At 71.6% G+C, this 14629-nt stretch carries 15 protein-coding genes; 9 read left to right on the forward strand and 6 right to left on the reverse strand.

What is annotated here, in order from left to right; all coding sequences use genetic code 11:
- The gene (locus ACTMVF_RS17385; RefSeq protein ID WP_441271942.1) at positions 1 to 729 is read right to left on the reverse strand and encodes a lysophospholipid acyltransferase family protein; all 729 of its coding nucleotides are present in this window, start codon (positions 727 to 729) and stop codon (positions 1 to 3) included.
- 187 nt (positions 730 to 916) lie between these two features.
- The gene (locus ACTMVF_RS17390; protein ID WP_441271943.1) at positions 917 to 1333 is read right to left on the reverse strand and encodes a DUF4395 domain-containing protein; all 417 of its coding nucleotides are present in this window, start codon (positions 1331 to 1333) and stop codon (positions 917 to 919) included.
- A gap of 76 nt (positions 1334 to 1409) precedes the next feature.
- Here ACTMVF_RS17390 and ACTMVF_RS17395 point away from each other — a divergent pair, with 76 nt between their 5' ends.
- The 4 genes from ACTMVF_RS17395 (at position 1410) to ACTMVF_RS17410 (ending at position 4610) form a co-directional block, all read left to right on the forward strand.
- On the forward strand, positions 1410 to 1823 hold the full coding sequence (locus tag ACTMVF_RS17395; protein ID WP_441271944.1) for a TlpA family protein disulfide reductase: 414 nt from the start codon (positions 1410 to 1412) through the stop codon (positions 1821 to 1823).
- 209 nt (positions 1824 to 2032) lie between these two features.
- A complete protein-coding gene (locus tag ACTMVF_RS17400; protein WP_441271945.1) occupies positions 2033 to 2542 on the forward strand; it encodes a flavin reductase family protein in 510 nt (169 codons plus the stop codon).
- 242 nt (positions 2543 to 2784) lie between these two features.
- Positions 2785 to 3573, forward strand: a complete 789-nt coding sequence (locus tag ACTMVF_RS17405) for an electron transfer flavoprotein subunit beta/FixA family protein (RefSeq protein ID WP_441271946.1) — start codon at positions 2785 to 2787, stop codon at positions 3571 to 3573.
- Between the two features lie 74 nt (positions 3574 to 3647).
- Entirely contained in the window at positions 3648 to 4610 is a 963-nt protein-coding gene (locus ACTMVF_RS17410; protein WP_441271947.1) for an electron transfer flavoprotein subunit alpha/FixB family protein, read from the forward strand.
- A 69-nt stretch (positions 4611 to 4679) separates the two neighbouring features.
- Here the strand turns inward: ACTMVF_RS17410 and ACTMVF_RS17415 are convergent, their stop codons facing one another.
- Entirely contained in the window at positions 4680 to 5588 is a 909-nt protein-coding gene (locus tag ACTMVF_RS17415; protein ID WP_441271948.1) for an endonuclease/exonuclease/phosphatase family protein, read from the reverse strand.
- Positions 5589 to 5793: 205 nt separating this feature from the next.
- Here ACTMVF_RS17415 and ACTMVF_RS17420 point away from each other — a divergent pair, with 205 nt between their 5' ends.
- Positions 5794 to 7098: a DUF6986 family protein gene (locus ACTMVF_RS17420; protein ID WP_441271949.1), complete on the forward strand. Its 1305-nt coding sequence runs from the start codon at positions 5794 to 5796 to the stop codon at positions 7096 to 7098.
- Between the two features lie 103 nt (positions 7099 to 7201).
- On the forward strand, positions 7202 to 9283 hold the full coding sequence (locus tag ACTMVF_RS17425) for a protein kinase domain-containing protein (protein ID WP_441271950.1): 2082 nt from the start codon (positions 7202 to 7204) through the stop codon (positions 9281 to 9283).
- Here ACTMVF_RS17425 and ACTMVF_RS17430 read toward each other — a convergent pair.
- Positions 9229 to 10023, reverse strand: a complete 795-nt coding sequence (locus ACTMVF_RS17430) for a hypothetical protein (RefSeq protein WP_441271951.1) — start codon at positions 10021 to 10023, stop codon at positions 9229 to 9231. The genes ACTMVF_RS17425 and ACTMVF_RS17430 overlap by 55 nt on opposite strands.
- 7 nt (positions 10024 to 10030) lie before the next feature.
- Entirely contained in the window at positions 10031 to 11137 is a 1107-nt protein-coding gene (locus ACTMVF_RS17435) for a LacI family DNA-binding transcriptional regulator (RefSeq protein WP_441271952.1), read from the reverse strand.
- 169 nt (positions 11138 to 11306) lie between these two features.
- Here ACTMVF_RS17435 and ACTMVF_RS17440 point away from each other — a divergent pair, with 169 nt between their 5' ends.
- The gene (locus ACTMVF_RS17440; protein WP_441271953.1) at positions 11307 to 12260 is read left to right on the forward strand and encodes an ROK family protein; all 954 of its coding nucleotides are present in this window, start codon (positions 11307 to 11309) and stop codon (positions 12258 to 12260) included.
- A gap of 67 nt (positions 12261 to 12327) precedes the next feature.
- Here ACTMVF_RS17440 and ACTMVF_RS17445 read toward each other — a convergent pair whose 3' ends face one another.
- Positions 12328 to 12798 carry a hypothetical protein gene (locus ACTMVF_RS17445; RefSeq protein ID WP_441271954.1) on the reverse strand — a complete coding sequence of 157 codons (471 nt, stop codon included), beginning with the start codon at positions 12796 to 12798 and terminating at the stop codon, positions 12328 to 12330.
- Between the two features lie 329 nt (positions 12799 to 13127).
- Between ACTMVF_RS17445 and ACTMVF_RS17450 the strand changes: the two genes are divergently transcribed.
- Both ACTMVF_RS17450 and ACTMVF_RS17455 read left to right on the forward strand, forming a co-directional pair.
- Complete coding sequence (locus tag ACTMVF_RS17450; protein ID WP_441271955.1) at positions 13128 to 14135, forward strand: TIGR01777 family oxidoreductase; 1008 nt, start codon at positions 13128 to 13130, stop codon at positions 14133 to 14135.
- 46 nt (positions 14136 to 14181) lie between these two features.
- Positions 14182 to 14487 (forward strand): hypothetical protein, encoded by a 306-nt coding sequence (locus ACTMVF_RS17455; RefSeq protein ID WP_441272100.1) that lies wholly within the window; start codon positions 14182 to 14184, stop codon positions 14485 to 14487.
- Positions 14488 to 14629 lie beyond the last annotated feature (142 nt).

Below are 14629 nucleotides of genomic sequence, written 5' to 3' on the forward strand. Positions count from 1 at the left end.
CTAGCGGGCTTCGGCCTCGCGTACCTGCTCGGGAGTAGGCGCCGTACCGCCGAGGTGGGCCGGCATCCACCAGGTGTCGTTGGCGTCCTTCGGTCGCACCGGGTAGGCGCGCTGCGCGGCCTCCAGGAGCTCCTGGACGCGCTCGCGCAGCTGGCGGGTGATCGCGCCCGCGTACTTGTCCTTGGAGGCCTCGATCGCCTCGCCGACCCGGATCGTGATCGGGATGTGGCTGCGCTTGAAGTTGCGCGGGTGCCCCTTGGTCCACAGCCGCTGGGTGCCCCACACGGCCATCGGGATCAGCGGCACGCCTGCTTCCTGGGCCAGTCGCGCGGCACCCGACTTGAAGCTCTTCAGGGTGAACGACTGTGAGATGGTGGCCTCCGGGAAGACCCCGACGATCTCGCCCGACCGCAGCGAGTCCAGCGCGTGCGCGTAGGCCGCCTCACCCTGCTTGCGGTCCACGGGGATGTGCTTCATGCCGCGCATCAGCGGCCCGGAGATCCGGTGCCGGAAGACGGACTCCTTCGCCATGAAGCGAACGAGACGTTTCTGCGGGAGCGCCGCCAGCCCGTTGAAGACGAAGTCCAGGTAGCTGATGTGGTTGCTCACCAGTACAGCGCCGCCCGAGCGCGGAATGTTTTCCGATCCCTTGCAGTCGATCTTGAGGTCCCACGCCTTGAACAACGTCTGGGCGAAACCGACGACGGGACGGTAGACAATCTCTGCCATGGACGGGGTGGACCCTTCCTTCTGTGCCTGGGAAGGAAGCTCCCAGTGTGGAAGTTACGCAGCCGTAGGTTTACGGCATCTCGCAGATCGTGCCCCAAGAACGGCCGGGGAGCCAGCCCCAGTGCCCCTGGACGGCGAGATTCTCGTCACGTCGGCCCATGGCCCACCTCGGTTTTTGAAGCCGCCTTTACTCCGCGCGGACCGTCACCCGCCGTACGAGCAGGTACATCTCGCACCCCAGGCAGTACCCGAAGACGGCGTTCAGGAAGGCGGCCGCGAGCGCGGCCCCGGTCGCGGCGAGTCCCAGCCAGTCCGGGCCGAGCGTGTACCCGACCAGCCCGAGGCCCGCGAAGACCAGCCCCACCGCCTGTGCGAACCGTGGCGGTTCCGGCGCCTCGAACTCGGTCGGCGGCCCGATCCGGGGACGTACGGCCTTGCGGAACAGCAGGCCGTACGGCGAACGGCTCACCCCGCCCGCCGCGCCCAGCGCGAACGCCAGAGTCTGCCAGGCCAGCAGCCAGGCGCTCCCGGTGACCAGAACGACCGCCAGCACCACGGTCGTCACGGCCGCCCCGAAGCGCGGCCCCCTCACATCGATGTCCATGCATCGAGCATTCCGCAGCGGACAGGCTTCGGGGAGCCGGGAATCTTTGCAATCGCGTGAAGGGTTGAGGAGGGTGATGACCGGACTTGTGGTGTGCGTGGTGGTGCTCGTCGCGGCGAGCGCGTACGGAGTGCTGCATCAGCGGCGGAGCGGGAGAGTACGGGTGCGCGGGCGGGACGACGGAAAGCGGCTCCAGGCGGCCGAGTTGGGCGGGCCGCTGGGCGAGCGCGCCACCCTCGTGCAGTTCTCCAGCGCCTTCTGCGCACCCTGCCGGGCCACCCGGCGGGTGCTCGGCGAGGTGGCCGGGATGGTCCCGGGCGTGACCCATGTCGAGCTCGACGCCGAGGACAATCTGGACCTCGTCCGCCGGCTCGACATCCTCAAGACGCCGACCGTGCTGGTCCTCGACGCCGACGGCAACGTCGTACGGCGGGCCACCGGTCAGCCGCGCAAGGCGGACGTCATCGCCGCGCTGGGCGAGGCGGTCTGAGGGGCCGTGACGCCGAGGGTGAGTCATCTCCCACATCGCGGAACCCACTTGACTGTGTGCACCACCTATCGTCAGCCTGACCGTATGCCTGAGGAACTCCTTCTCTTCGGCCGGGCCCATGTCGACCTGGCCCGCACCGCGAGCGCGCGCTGTCCGGGCTGTTGAACGGCCACGGACCCGCACACCTCCCCTTGCAGAAGGACAACTCCATGACGGCCACGTCCGGCCTCGGCACCACCCGGCTCGCCTCCCCCGACCTGCTCCGCTCCGTCTTCCGGCGCCATGCCGCCGGTGTGGCAGTGATCACGGCCCGCGGCGAGACGGGTCCGGTCGGCTTCACCGCCACGTCCCTCACCTCCGTCTCCGCCGAGCCCCCGATGCTCTCCTTCGGCATCGGCACCGGTGCCTCCAGCTGGCCGGCGATAGCCGCGACGGACCATGTCGGCGTCCACATACTCGGCGAGCACCAGCAGTCGCTGGCGGCCACCTTCGCCCGCAGCGGCGCCGACCGTTTCGGCCCGCCCACGGCCTGGCGTGAGGGTCCCGAGGGCGTCCCCGTCCTCGACGACGTGCTCGCCTGGATGGTGTGCCGGATCGTGGGCCGGGTGCCCGCGGGCGATCACCGCATCGTGCTGGCCGAGGTCGTCCTCGGTGACCCCACCGGCCCCGGACGTCCCCTCGTGTACCACCAGGGCCGGTTCAACGGCCTGCGTGACTGACCTCACCCCACCGAAGTGACCGAACCGGCCTTCCCCCGTTCTGCGAAGCCGTCGAATTCCGATTACGCTGCGTTGCGAAGGTCACAGTTCAAAGCGCTTGCTTAGCGGGAACGAACTGGGTGTACTGACGAGTAATATTTCGCTCGGAGCGCGGGTCGCCCCGAGCGGGAACGGCCACTTGGGGCGCCTATGCTGCCTGCAAGTAGGCAGCATAGAAATGTCGACGCAGTAGGAGAGCCGGCGTGAGCTTGAGGATCGTTGTCACCGTGAAGTACGTGCCCGACGCCACTGGCGACCGGCACTTCGCCGATGACCTGACCGTCGACCGGGACGACGTGGACGGTCTGCTCTCCGAGCTCGACGAGTACGCGGTCGAGCAGGCACTGCAGATCTCCGAGAACTCCGACGACGACGTGGAGATCACCGTCCTGACGGTGGGCCCGGAGGACGCCAAGGACGCCCTGCGCAAGGCGCTGTCCATGGGCGCCGACAAGGCGATCCACGTCGAGGACGACGACCTGCACGGCACCGACGCCATCGGCACCTCCCTGGTGCTGGCCAAGGCGATCGAGAAGGCCGGGTACGACCTGGTCATCTCCGGCATGGCCTCCACCGACGGCACCATGGGCGTCGTACCGGCCCTGCTCGCCGAGCGCCTGGGCGTCCCGCAGGTCACCCTGCTGTCCGAGGTCTCCGTCGAGGACGGCACGGTCAAGGGCCGCCGGGACGGCGACGCCGCCTCCGAGCAGCTCGAGGCCTCCCTGCCGGCCGTCGTGTCGGTCACCGACCAGTCGGGTGAGGCGCGCTACCCGTCCTTCAAGGGCATCATGGCCGCCAAGAAGAAGCCGGTTCAGTCCTGGGACCTGTCCGACCTGGACATCGAGGCCGAGGAGGTCGGTCTCGAGGGTGCCTACACCGTCGTGGACGCCGCGGCCGAGCGTCCGGCCCGTACCGCCGGCACGATCGTCAAGGACGAGGGCGAGGGCGGCAAGCAGCTCGCTGAGTTCCTCGCGAGCCAGAAGTTCATCTAAGGGTTCGCCGGCCCGCTTGAGGCTCAACTCCCTTACCGCCCCTCAGACTTCGCAATCCGCAGGAGAGCAATCCCATGGCTGAAGTTCTCGTCTACGTCGACCACGTGGACGGTGCCGTCCGCAAGCCCACCCTGGAGCTGCTGACCCTGGCCCGCCGCGTCGGCGAGCCGGTCGCCGTCGCGCTGGGCAACGGCGCCGCCGACACCGCCGCGACCCTCGCCGAGCACGGCGCGGTCAAGGTCCTCACCCACGACGCCTCGGAGTACGCCGACTACCTGGTCGTGCCGAAGGTCGACGCCCTGCAGGCGGCCGTCGAGGCCGTCTCCCCGGCCGCCGTCCTGGTCCCCTCCTCCGCCGAGGGCAAGGAGATCGCCGCGCGTCTGGCGCTGCGCATCGGCTCCGGCATCATCACCGACGCCGTCGACCTGGAGGCCGGCGACGAGGGCCCGGTGGCCACCCAGTCGGTGTTCGCCGCGTCCTTCACCACCAAGTCCCGTGTCTCCAAGGGCACCCCGGTCATCACGGTCAAGCCGAACAGCGCGGCCGTCGAGGCCGCCCCGGCCGCCGGCGCGGTCGAGGCCCTGTCGGTGTCCTTCTCCGCCCAGGCCACCGGCACCAAGGTCACCGGCCGTACGCCGCGTGAGTCGACGGGCCGTCCGGAGCTGACCGAGGCCGCGATCGTGGTCTCCGGTGGCCGCGGCGTCAACGGCGCGGAGAACTTCGCGATCATCGAGGCGCTGGCCGACTCGCTCGGCGCGGCCGTCGGTGCCTCGCGCGCCGCGGTGGACGCCGGCTGGTACCCGCACACCAACCAGGTCGGCCAGACCGGTAAGTCGGTCTCGCCGCAGCTGTACATCGCCTCCGGCATCTCCGGCGCCATCCAGCACCGCGCCGGTATGCAGACCTCGAAGACGATCGTGGCGATCAACAAGGACGCCGAGGCCCCGATCTTCGACCTGGTCGACTACGGCGTCGTCGGTGACCTGTTCGACGTCGTCCCGGCCCTGACCGAGGAGATCAAGACCCGCAAGGGCTGATCCCACCCCGGGCTGAACGAGGCCCCCGTGACCGTCCGGCGGTCACGGGGGCCTCGTGTCGTCCTCGTGTCACCCCAGGCTCAGGAACGCCTGCACGGGCAGATGGTCGCTCGGGAACTGGCCGCCGTCGGAGAACGTGTTGATCGCCGCCCGGTGCGCCGTCACGCCGGGCGTGGACAGGATCCAGTCGATGCGGTCGCCGTTCGGCGTCAGCGGCTTGTAGCCGTGGAAGGTCGCGTACAGCGCGCTGCGCTCGCGTGCGGTGTCCCAGGTGTCGACGAGACCGGAGCCGAGCAGGGTCTCGTACACCGTGTTCTCGTGGGCGGCGACATTGAAGTCCCCGGTCACCACGACCGGCAGGGAGCGGTCGAACCCGGCGATCCGCTCGGCGATGAGCGAGGCGCTGCGCTCGCGCGCGTACTGGCTCACATGGTCGAAGTGGGTGTTGAGGACGTAGAACTCCCGTCCGCCGTCGGCCAGATCGCGGAAGCGGACCCAGGTGACCATGCGGGCGAAGGCCGCGCCCCAGGTGTTGGAGCCGATCGCGCTCGGGGTGTCGGAGAGCCAGAAGTGGTCGTATGCGGTCGGGCGGAGGCGGCGGGAGTCGTAGAAGATCGCCATGGATTCGTCGCTGCTGCCGTGCAGCCGGCCGGTGCCCACCCAGTCGTAGTGCGGGCCGAGGTCGGCGTCGATGTCGAGCAGCTGCGCGAAGATGCCCTCCTGGGTGCCGACGACATGCGGGGCCTCCTGGCGCAGCAGCTCGCGCATCACCGGTCTGCGTACCGCCCAGCTGTTCGGTTCGGTGGTGCTCGCGAAGCGCAGGTTGAAGGACATGGCCCTCAGGTGTCGGCGGGCCGGGCGTTCGCCCGCCGAGGCGGACGACGTGGGCAGTGCTGTACTGGAGAGGGGCGCGGTGACCGCCGTGGCCAACGCGGCCTTGAGGCCCAGGCGGCGCGTGACTCGGCTGTGGTTCGGCACTTCAGGCTCCTTCGGTGGGAACTGCCGGACGAGTCGTGCGGGGCGTGCGTATGGAAGTGTGATACCGCGTCCTGAGATGGGCGTGAACATGACGAGATGGTGGAGTGGCTCCCCGTGGACAGGGTGTTGACCAGCCGGAAGGTCCCCAGATAACTTCGTTCTACGGATTGTTGATTCCGCATAGCGGAAAACAGGAGGGTGTGGGATGGGTCAGGGCCAGCAGGAGAAGGTGGCGACGAGCCTCGCGGGCGCCGTCAGCGAGGAGATCAGCGCCTCCCTCGCGCCGGTCGACGCCGAACTGGAGCGCCGCTACCCCGGAGACCCCGGCAGCCGCCAGCCCGTCCACACCGTCTACGTCCCGGGCGACGTCTTCGCCGCCGACACCATCCGCTCCTGGGGCGACCAGGCGCTCGCCGCCCTCGACGAACACGCCCCGGACGCCGCCTCCTTCGCCGCCGTCCTCGGCCTGTCGGACGAACTCGCCGAGCCCGTCCACGCGCGCGTGCGCGCCAAGCTGGAGCGCGAGCCCATCGAGGACCTGCGTGTCGACTTCGAGGACGGCTACGGCCCCCGCCCGGACGCCGAGGAGGACGAGGCGGCCGCCCGCGCGGCACGGCTGATCGCCGAGGCGTACGCCAACGGCACCGCGGCGCCGTACATGGGCATCCGCATGAAGTGCATGGAGGCGCCGGTACGCGACCGGGGCATCCGCACCCTCGACATCTTCCTCACCGGCCTGATGGAGGCCGGCGGCCTGCCCGACGGGCTGGTGCTGACGCTGCCGAAGGTGACGTACGCCGAGCAGGTCACCGCCATGGTCCGGCTGCTGGAGGCCTTCGAGAAGGCGCGGGGCCTGGAGCCCGGCCGGATCGGCTTCGAGATCCAGATCGAGACCAGCCAGTCCATCCTCGCCACCGACGGCACCGCCACCGTCGCCCGCATGATCCAGGCCGCCGAGGGCCGCGCCACGGGCCTGCACTACGGCACCTTCGACTACAGCGCCTGCCTCGGCGTGTCCGCCGCCTACCAGGCCAGCGACCACCCTGCCGCCGACCACGCCAAGGCGATCATGCAGGTCGCGGCGGCCGGCACTGGCGTACGCGTCTCCGACGGCTCGACGAACGTGCTGCCGGTCGGCCCGACCGCCAAGGTCCACGACGCCTGGCGGCTGCACTACGGCCTCACCCGCCGCGCCCTGGCCCGCGCCTACTACCAGGGCTGGGACATGCACCCCGGCCACATCCCGACCCGGTACGCGGCCGTCTTCGCCTTCTACCGCGAGGGCTTCGAGCAGGCGGCGGCCCGTCTCGCCCGGTACGCCAACCGGGCCGGCGGCGACGTCATGGACGAGCCCGCCACCGCCAAGGCCCTCAGCGGCTATCTGCTGCGCGGTCTGGACTGCGGCGCCCTCGACATCGCCGAGGTCGCCCGGCTGACCGGTCTGACCCGTGCCGATCTGGAGGGATTCGCGGCGCCCCGGCGCGGTGACCTGACGGTCTCGGCCAAGTAGCGGGCCGGTCACAGCCGCAACCACCGGCCGATGTTGTCACTCCTGCCCCGTAGTCTGTACGCCACGCATGGACAGCCACAGGTGTCACAGGAACGGGGCAGCGGTGTCTTCGGGGGAGCACGGACAGACGGACGAGGCCGGTCGGCTGCTGGCCGGGCGCTATCGCGTCGTGGCGCAGCTCGGACGCGGCGGCATGGGCGTGGTCTGGCGGGCCCTCGACGAGGTCCTCGGCCGCGAGGTCGCCGTCAAGGAGCTGCGCACCTACACCGACGCCGACGGTCCCGAACTCGCGGATCTGCGGCTGCGAATGCAGCGCGAGGCCCGTGCGGCGGCCCGGGTGCGGCACCCCGGAGTCGTGGCGGTGCACGACGTCGCCGAGGTCGACGGGCGCCCGCTGATCGTCATGGAGCTGGTCGACGGCCCGTCCCTGGACGATGTGCTGCGCGAGCGCGGCCACCTCGATCCGCGCGAGGCGGCCGGCATCGGCGCCAAGGTCATGGAGGCGCTGGCGGCCGCCCACGCGGTCGGCGTCCTGCACCGTGACGTCAAGCCGGGCAACATCCTGCTCGAGAGTTCCGGCCGTGTGGTCCTGACCGACTTCGGCATCGCCGCCATGGAGGACCCGGGCGACGGCGAGGCCACCAACCTCACCCGCACCGGCGCTCTCGTCGGTTCCCTCGACTACTTGGCCCCCGAGCGCGCCCAGGGCGTCGAACCGGGCCCCTCCTCCGACGTGTGGGCCCTGGGCGCCACGCTGTACGCGGCTGTCGAGGGCTCCGCGCCCTTCCGCCGTACGTCGACGTTCTCCACGCTCACCGCGATCGTCTCCGAACCGCTGCCGGAGCCCCATCGCGCCGGACCGCTCGGGCCCGTCCTGCAGCGGCTGCTGGACAAACGACCCGAGTCCCGTCCCGAGGCCGCCGAGGCGCGGGCACTGCTCCAGGCGGTGGCGGAGTCGGGCGGCACCGACGCGCGGACGGCCGCACTGCGGAGGCCGGCGGGCGCCGGGTCCGTGGGGGAGGAGAGGGAGCCCAGCGCCCCGTCGGCGCAGCCGGTCGGCGGACCACCGGAGGCAGCGGGTCCGCACGGGCCGGCTCTCGGGTCACCGGGGCCTACAGGGCCTGCCGGGCAGGCGTACGGCATCCAGGGGCCGGGTGCGCCGGGCGCTCAGGGCTCGGACACGCCGGGCCAGGGCATGCCCGCGTCGGACCTGCCCGGGGCACCCCGCTTCGGGGCTGCCGGACAGGGAGCGCACGGCCCCGCGACCCCCGGGCAAGGCGCGCCGCCGGTCCAGGGCTTCGGCGCCGTCGGCCATCCCGGCTCGGCCGGGCACGGGCACGGCGCCCCGGGGCAGCCGCCCACATCGCCGTACGGCAGCACAGCGATACCGTCCGCCCCGCACGCCTTCGGCAACCCCACCCCGCCGCCACCGGGCCCGGACGCCACCGGCCCCATGGTCACGTCCTCCACCACCCCCACCCGACGCAAGGGCCGCGCCCTGCTCGCCGCCGTGGCCGTGACCGTCGTCCTCGCGGCGGCCGGAGGCGCGGTCGCCCTGCTGAACAACAAGGGCGACGCCAAGTCCGAGGCGCAGGGCACGTCGTCCGCCACCTCCGAAGGCGCGTCCGCCCCGGCGACCGACAGCCCCGACGCCGATCGGTCGGGCGACGCGAGCCTCACCGACAAGGACGATGACAAGACCCCCGGCGCGACCAGGACCCCGAGCCGCACGGCGGAGGCCGAGCCCACCGATCGCGCCACCACCTCGTCCCCGACCAAGACCTCGGGCGACGGCGGCACCAACGGCGGTACCACGGGCGGCGGTTCCGGCGACGGCGGTACGACCGGCGGCGGAACCACCGGTGGGGGCGGCAGCACGGGTGGTGGCGGCAGCACACCGACCCCGTCCTGTTCCTCCATCGGCGGCGGCAAGTACCACTGCCAGGTCTGGACACAGGCCAAGTCGTACACCGCCTCCGGCACCGAGGTCGGCGTCCTCAACGCGGGCACCAACTACTTCTACTGCCAGCAGAACCTGGGCCGCCGCGAGACATCCGGCGAGTGGACCAACGTCTGGTGGGCCAAGACGGACGACGACAGTGGCAACACCAACGTCTTCATCAGCGACGTCTACATCGAGGGCGGCAACAACGACGAGCCGGTGCCCGGACTCCCGGTCTGCTGAACCCGTACGTACCTCTCCAGGCCGGAGGCCGTCACCAGCTTCTCCTCCGCCAACAGCCGGGTGCCCCGCTCGCACAGCAGCGCGTCGGCACGCGCCCGCGCGACGAACTCCTCGGGCGTCACACCGAACAGCTCTCTCAATCGGGCGGAGCCCCCGAGGAGTTCGGTGAGCAGGGCCCGCTGACCGGGGTGGGTGCGAGGCCCACCGTTCCCGTTGTGCAGCACCCCATGGCGGTTGACGTACGCGAAGGCCCCCGGCAGCGCCGTGCCATCCGCCAGCACGATCCGGACCTCGGGCGCGGCCAGCCAGGCGCGGCTGTAGTTGCCGTACGGCAGCGGCACACCCTCGCTCGCGTCGATGACCGCCAATTGCTCGGCATCGAGCCAGGTGAGGAACAACTCCGCTACGGCAGCCGGTGCGTTGAAGGGAGAGGCCGACACGTATCCCATGCGGCTCACATGCGCGGAGACGCCGACCCCGAGGCCCGTCACCCGCGCCTTCACCATCGGGATGGGCGCCGTGATCCCGAACTCGGCCATCTTGTGCCGGAGTTGGCCCGGGCAGGCGTTGGAGCCGACCGCGAGCACAGGCACTCGGTCGTCGTACACCAGCCGGTCCAGGGGCAGCAGTCGATTCCCGTCGAGGAGGCCGGAGTCCTCGGGCCACGCGCCCGGGTAGAGCAGGGGATGCTCGCGCGGTGCCTCGGCCAGGCCCTGCGCCTCCAGTGTGCGGTCCTGCACGGGCCGCTCAGTCCGCCGGCGGCAACTCGCCCGAGCCGCGGGTGATCAGCCGCGTCGGCAGCTCGATGCGCTCCGGCGTGACGAGGGTGCCGTCCAGTTGGCGGAACAGGCGCTCGGCGGCGGTTCGGCCGATGGCCGCCGCGTCCTGGGCGACCACGGTGACGCCCGGCTGCAGCAGGTCGGCCAGTTCGATGTCGTCGAAGCCGACGAGGGCGACGCGGCGGGACTGCTCGGCGAGGACCCGGATCACGGTGACCGTGACCCTGTTGTTGCCCGCGAAGATCGCGGTGACGGGGGAGGGGCCGGTGAGCATCTCCTCGGCCGCCCGGCGGACCCGCTCCGGGTCGGTGACCCCCAGGGACATCCAGGAGTCCTCCACCGGTATGCCGGCGTCCTCCATCGCGGCCCGATAGCCGCGCAGGCGCTCGGCGGCCGTGTGGATGCGGGGCATGTCGCCGATGAAGCCGATCCGTCGGTGTCCGTGGGCGATGAGATGGGCGACGCCGTCACGGGCGCCGCCGTAGTTGTCGGACAGGACGCAGTCGGCGTCGATCTTCCCGGCCGGCCGGTCGACGAAGACCGTGGCGACGCCCGCCTTGAGCTCGGGCTCCAGGTACCGATGGTCGTCACCGGCCGGAATGATCACCAGCCCGTCCACCCGACGCGCACACAGCGCCAGCGCCAACTCCTGTTCGCGGTCGGGATCTTCGGCGCTGGAGCCGTTGATCAGCAGGGCCCCGTGCGCCCGGGCGACCTCCTCGACCGCGCGGCTGAGCGGGCCGTAGAACGGGTCCGCGAGATCCTCCAGGACCAGGCCGATGCTCGCCGTACGGCCCTTGCGCAGGACCCGCGCGCTGTCGTTGCGGCGGAAGCCCAGGGCGTCGATGGCCTCCTGGACGCGGCGCTCCGTCTCCGGGGTGACGCCCGGCTCCCCGTTGACCACGCGCGAGACGGTCTTCAGGCCGACTCCGGCACGCGCTGCGACGTCCTTCATGGTCGGACGGTTGCCGTAGCGGGACCCGGAGAGGCGGTCCGTGAGGCCGTCGGATCGGCGGATGGTCTCGGGCACGATGCGGTGTCCTGTCCTGTCGTCCACGGGGATGCGTCGGTCCATGGGTTTGTATGAGGATGTGGCGTCGACAATAGACCCTGGACAACGTTGTCAGATCCAGGGGACACTGTCCACCGCAATCTCCGGCCTGCGCCCCCACCGCGAGACCGGCTCGCCCATTTCCCGTGGTTGACGGGGAGATTCGAATGGTTGACGGGGAGAACTGACACTGATGCACACCGACCTCGTGGCTGCGCTCGACATCGGCGGCACCAAGATCGCCGGAGCGCTGGTGGACGGCCACGGCACGATCGCGGTCCGGGCCCAGCGCGCGACGCCGGCGCGGGAGGACGGCGAGACGGTGATGCGGGCCGTCGAGGAGGTGGTCGGCGAGCTCACCGCCTCGCCGCTGTGGGAGCACGCCACCGCCCTCGGTATCGGCAGCGCGGGACCGGTGGACGCCTCCGCCGGCACGGTGAGCCCGGTGAACGTGCCCGGCTGGCGCGACTATCCGCTGGTCCGACGGGTCCGTGAGGCGGCGGGCGGCCTGCCCGTCGAGCTGATCGGCGACGGGGTCGCCATCACGGCGGCGGAGCACTGGCAGGGGGCGGCGCGGGGCCATGACAACGCCCTGTGCATGGTCGTCTCCACGGGCGTCGGCGGCGGCCTGGTCCTGAACGGCCGCCTGCACCCCGGCCCGACCGGCAACGCAGGCCACATCGGGCACATCAGCGTCGACCTGGACGGCGACGCGTGCCCGTGCGGTTCGCGCGGCTGCGTGGAGCGCATCGCGAGCGGCCCCAACATCGCCCGACGGGCACGGGAGAACGGCTGGCGGCCCGGCCCGGACGGCGACATGTCCGCCGCCGCCGTGGCCGCCGCCGCGCGGGACGGCGACCCGGTCGCCGTGGCCTCCTTCGAGCGCGCCGCGCAGGCCCTGGCCGCCGGGATCGCGGCCACCGCGACCCTCGTCGAGATCGACATCGCCGTGATCGGCGGGGGAGTGGGCAAGGCGGGCGACGTCCTCTTCACGCCGCTGCGCAAGGCGTTGAGCGACTACGCTGCCCTGTCCTTCGTCCAGCGCCTGGTCGTCACGCCGGCCCAGATGGGCACGGACGCCGGGTTGGTGGGGGCCGCGGCGGCCGCGCTCGCGGGGAGGGCGGGGGTGACAGCCGCGGGGGTGTGAGGCGCGGCGGGGCAGGAACGTTCACTCGCCGGGATGCGGCGGGTGGGGAACGTGTGCTGAACCGTCACTACCGGGGCGATGTCGTTCGGAGGGCCGCCGAGAGGGCCGGCAGGGAGTCCGCCGACGCGTACACCGTTGCCGCGTCCACCAGCCCGGCTGTGCCCAGGTCGAGGCGCACCGGTGGGTCCAGGTACAGGGCCGCGTTCAGCGAACTGCCCAACGAGCAGGCGACCGCGGCCGGTTCGCCCGGCACGGCCAGTGCGCCCCTGCCCGGAACCGTGCGGACCACCGCAGACGCTGAGCGGACCGCCGAGCGCGGCAACGTCACATCCCCGAGGAAACCGGTCCGCAGGACCACCCGCTCCGCGTCCACCTCGTGGGGATGCCGGAGCACCGCTGCCACCAGCCCGAGGCCCGCCTGCACCAGTAATGCCTCAAAGGCCGCGTGCGCGGGCCGGGCCGCGGGCGGCAGCATCGACGACAGCAAGAAGGCCGGCGGGACTTCCATCGCCACCAGGGGCAGCACCAGGTGCCGCACCCCAGGGGCAGCACCAGTTGCCGTGCCCCGGCCGAGTGCCGCAGCCCCGGCAGCGGCCCACGCCGCGCCAGCACGGATGCCGGCGACCTGGCCCGGACGCGTACGACGCCGACCCTCGTCGGCCCGGTGCTCACCGCCCGCATCACCCGCTCTGTCGCCGTCACACGTGCCCCCGTTCCCTCGCCCTGGCTTCAACTCCCTCCGGGCTGGGGCGAGTCAGGGGCCGAGGACAGTGATGAATGTCAGTACCCGCGGTGGTGTCGCAAGAAAGTTTTGAACATGTTCAACTGTCTGCGCTAAGCTCGTTCCCACACCCAGAGGGGGAGCCGATGAAGATAGTGATTCCCGGAGGAACCGGGCAGGTGGGAACGGTCCTGAACCGTGCGCTGACCGCTGCGGGACACGAGGTGGTCGTCCTGACCCGACGGCCCACGCGTGCAGGCGAGGTCCACTGGGACGGTGCGACGTCGGGCCCGTGGGCCACGGAGATCGACGGCAGTGACGTCGTGATCAACCTGGCCGGCCGCAGCGTCAGCTGCCGCTACACCGCGCCCAATCTGCAGGCCATGATGGATTCGCGCGTGCGCTCCACCGAGGTCGTCGGCGAGGCGATCGCGAGCGCCGCCCGGCCGCCGCGGGTCTGGCTGCAGATGAGCACGGCCACCATCTACGCGCACCGCTTCGACGCGCCGCACGACGAGGCCACGGGCGTCATCGGCGGCAGCGAGCCCGATGTGCCGGACTACTGGGGCTACAGCGTGCGGATCGCCAGGGCCTGGGAGCGGGCGCAGGAAGAGGCCGACACGCCGCACACCCGGAAGGTCGCCCTCCGCTCCGCCATGGTGATGAGTCCCGACCGCGGCGGCGTGTTCGACGTCCTGCTGCGGCTGGCCCGGCTGGGGCTCGGCGGTCCCGTCGCGGGCGGTGGGCAGTACGTCTCCTGGATCCACGACCGGGACTTCGTCCGCGCGGTCGAGTTCCTGGTCGAGCGGGACGATCTGCGGGGGCCGGTGAACCTCGCCGCTCCCGAACCGCTGCCCCAGCGCGCCTTCATGCGGACCCTTCGCTCCGCGTGGGGCGTCCCCGTGGGGCTGCCCGCGACGAAGTGGATGGCGGAACTCGGCGCGTTCGCGCTGCGCTCGGACACCGAGCTCCTGCTCAAGAGCCGGCGTGTCGTCCCCGGCCGGCTGCTCGACGAGGGGTTCGTCTTCGACTACGCCCGATGGCCGGAAGCGGCCGACGATCTCGCGCAGCGCGTGCGGCTGCGCCGGGTCGACCGGCGGCGGACCGGGCCCGGGGCTCCCGCACTGTCCCGATTGTCTGGAGGCGGGGCGTGACCACACAGGCCGTTTCGCCGTTTAACCGGCCATGAAGAAGCGCAGCATGCTTGCCATTGCCTCCCTCGCCACCGGATTCGTCGTCGCGGCGGTCACTCCGTCCCATTCGGCCGAGTCCTCGGGTGCCTCCGGCGCCGGGTCGCCTGCCGCCGGGCTGCCCGACACCGGCGGTCAGCCCAAGGTCGGCGGCCTGGACATGGGCGGTCAGAGCAAGCTCGGCGGCCTCCCCATGAGCGGTCAGACCAAGGTCGCCGGGATCAGCGTGGACCGCGCCCTGGACACCGTCGGCACGGCCATCAACCGCGAAACGGACCGGGCCGTGAACAACGCCCCCCACAAGAAGAAGCGCTGACGAGCACGACCGACCCGATCACGCGGCGCCGTACCCCGTATCCGAGCGGGTGTCGGCGCCGTTGTCATGCGCTCTCTACTGGAGCTGGTTTCCGTGGCAGGGTGGAGCGGGCAAGCCACAGGGGGCCAACAGAAGAGGGGGA

Source organism: Streptomyces sp. SD31, from assembly GCF_052068475.1.
Classification (GTDB): Bacteria; Actinomycetota; Actinomycetes; order Streptomycetales; family Streptomycetaceae; genus Streptomyces.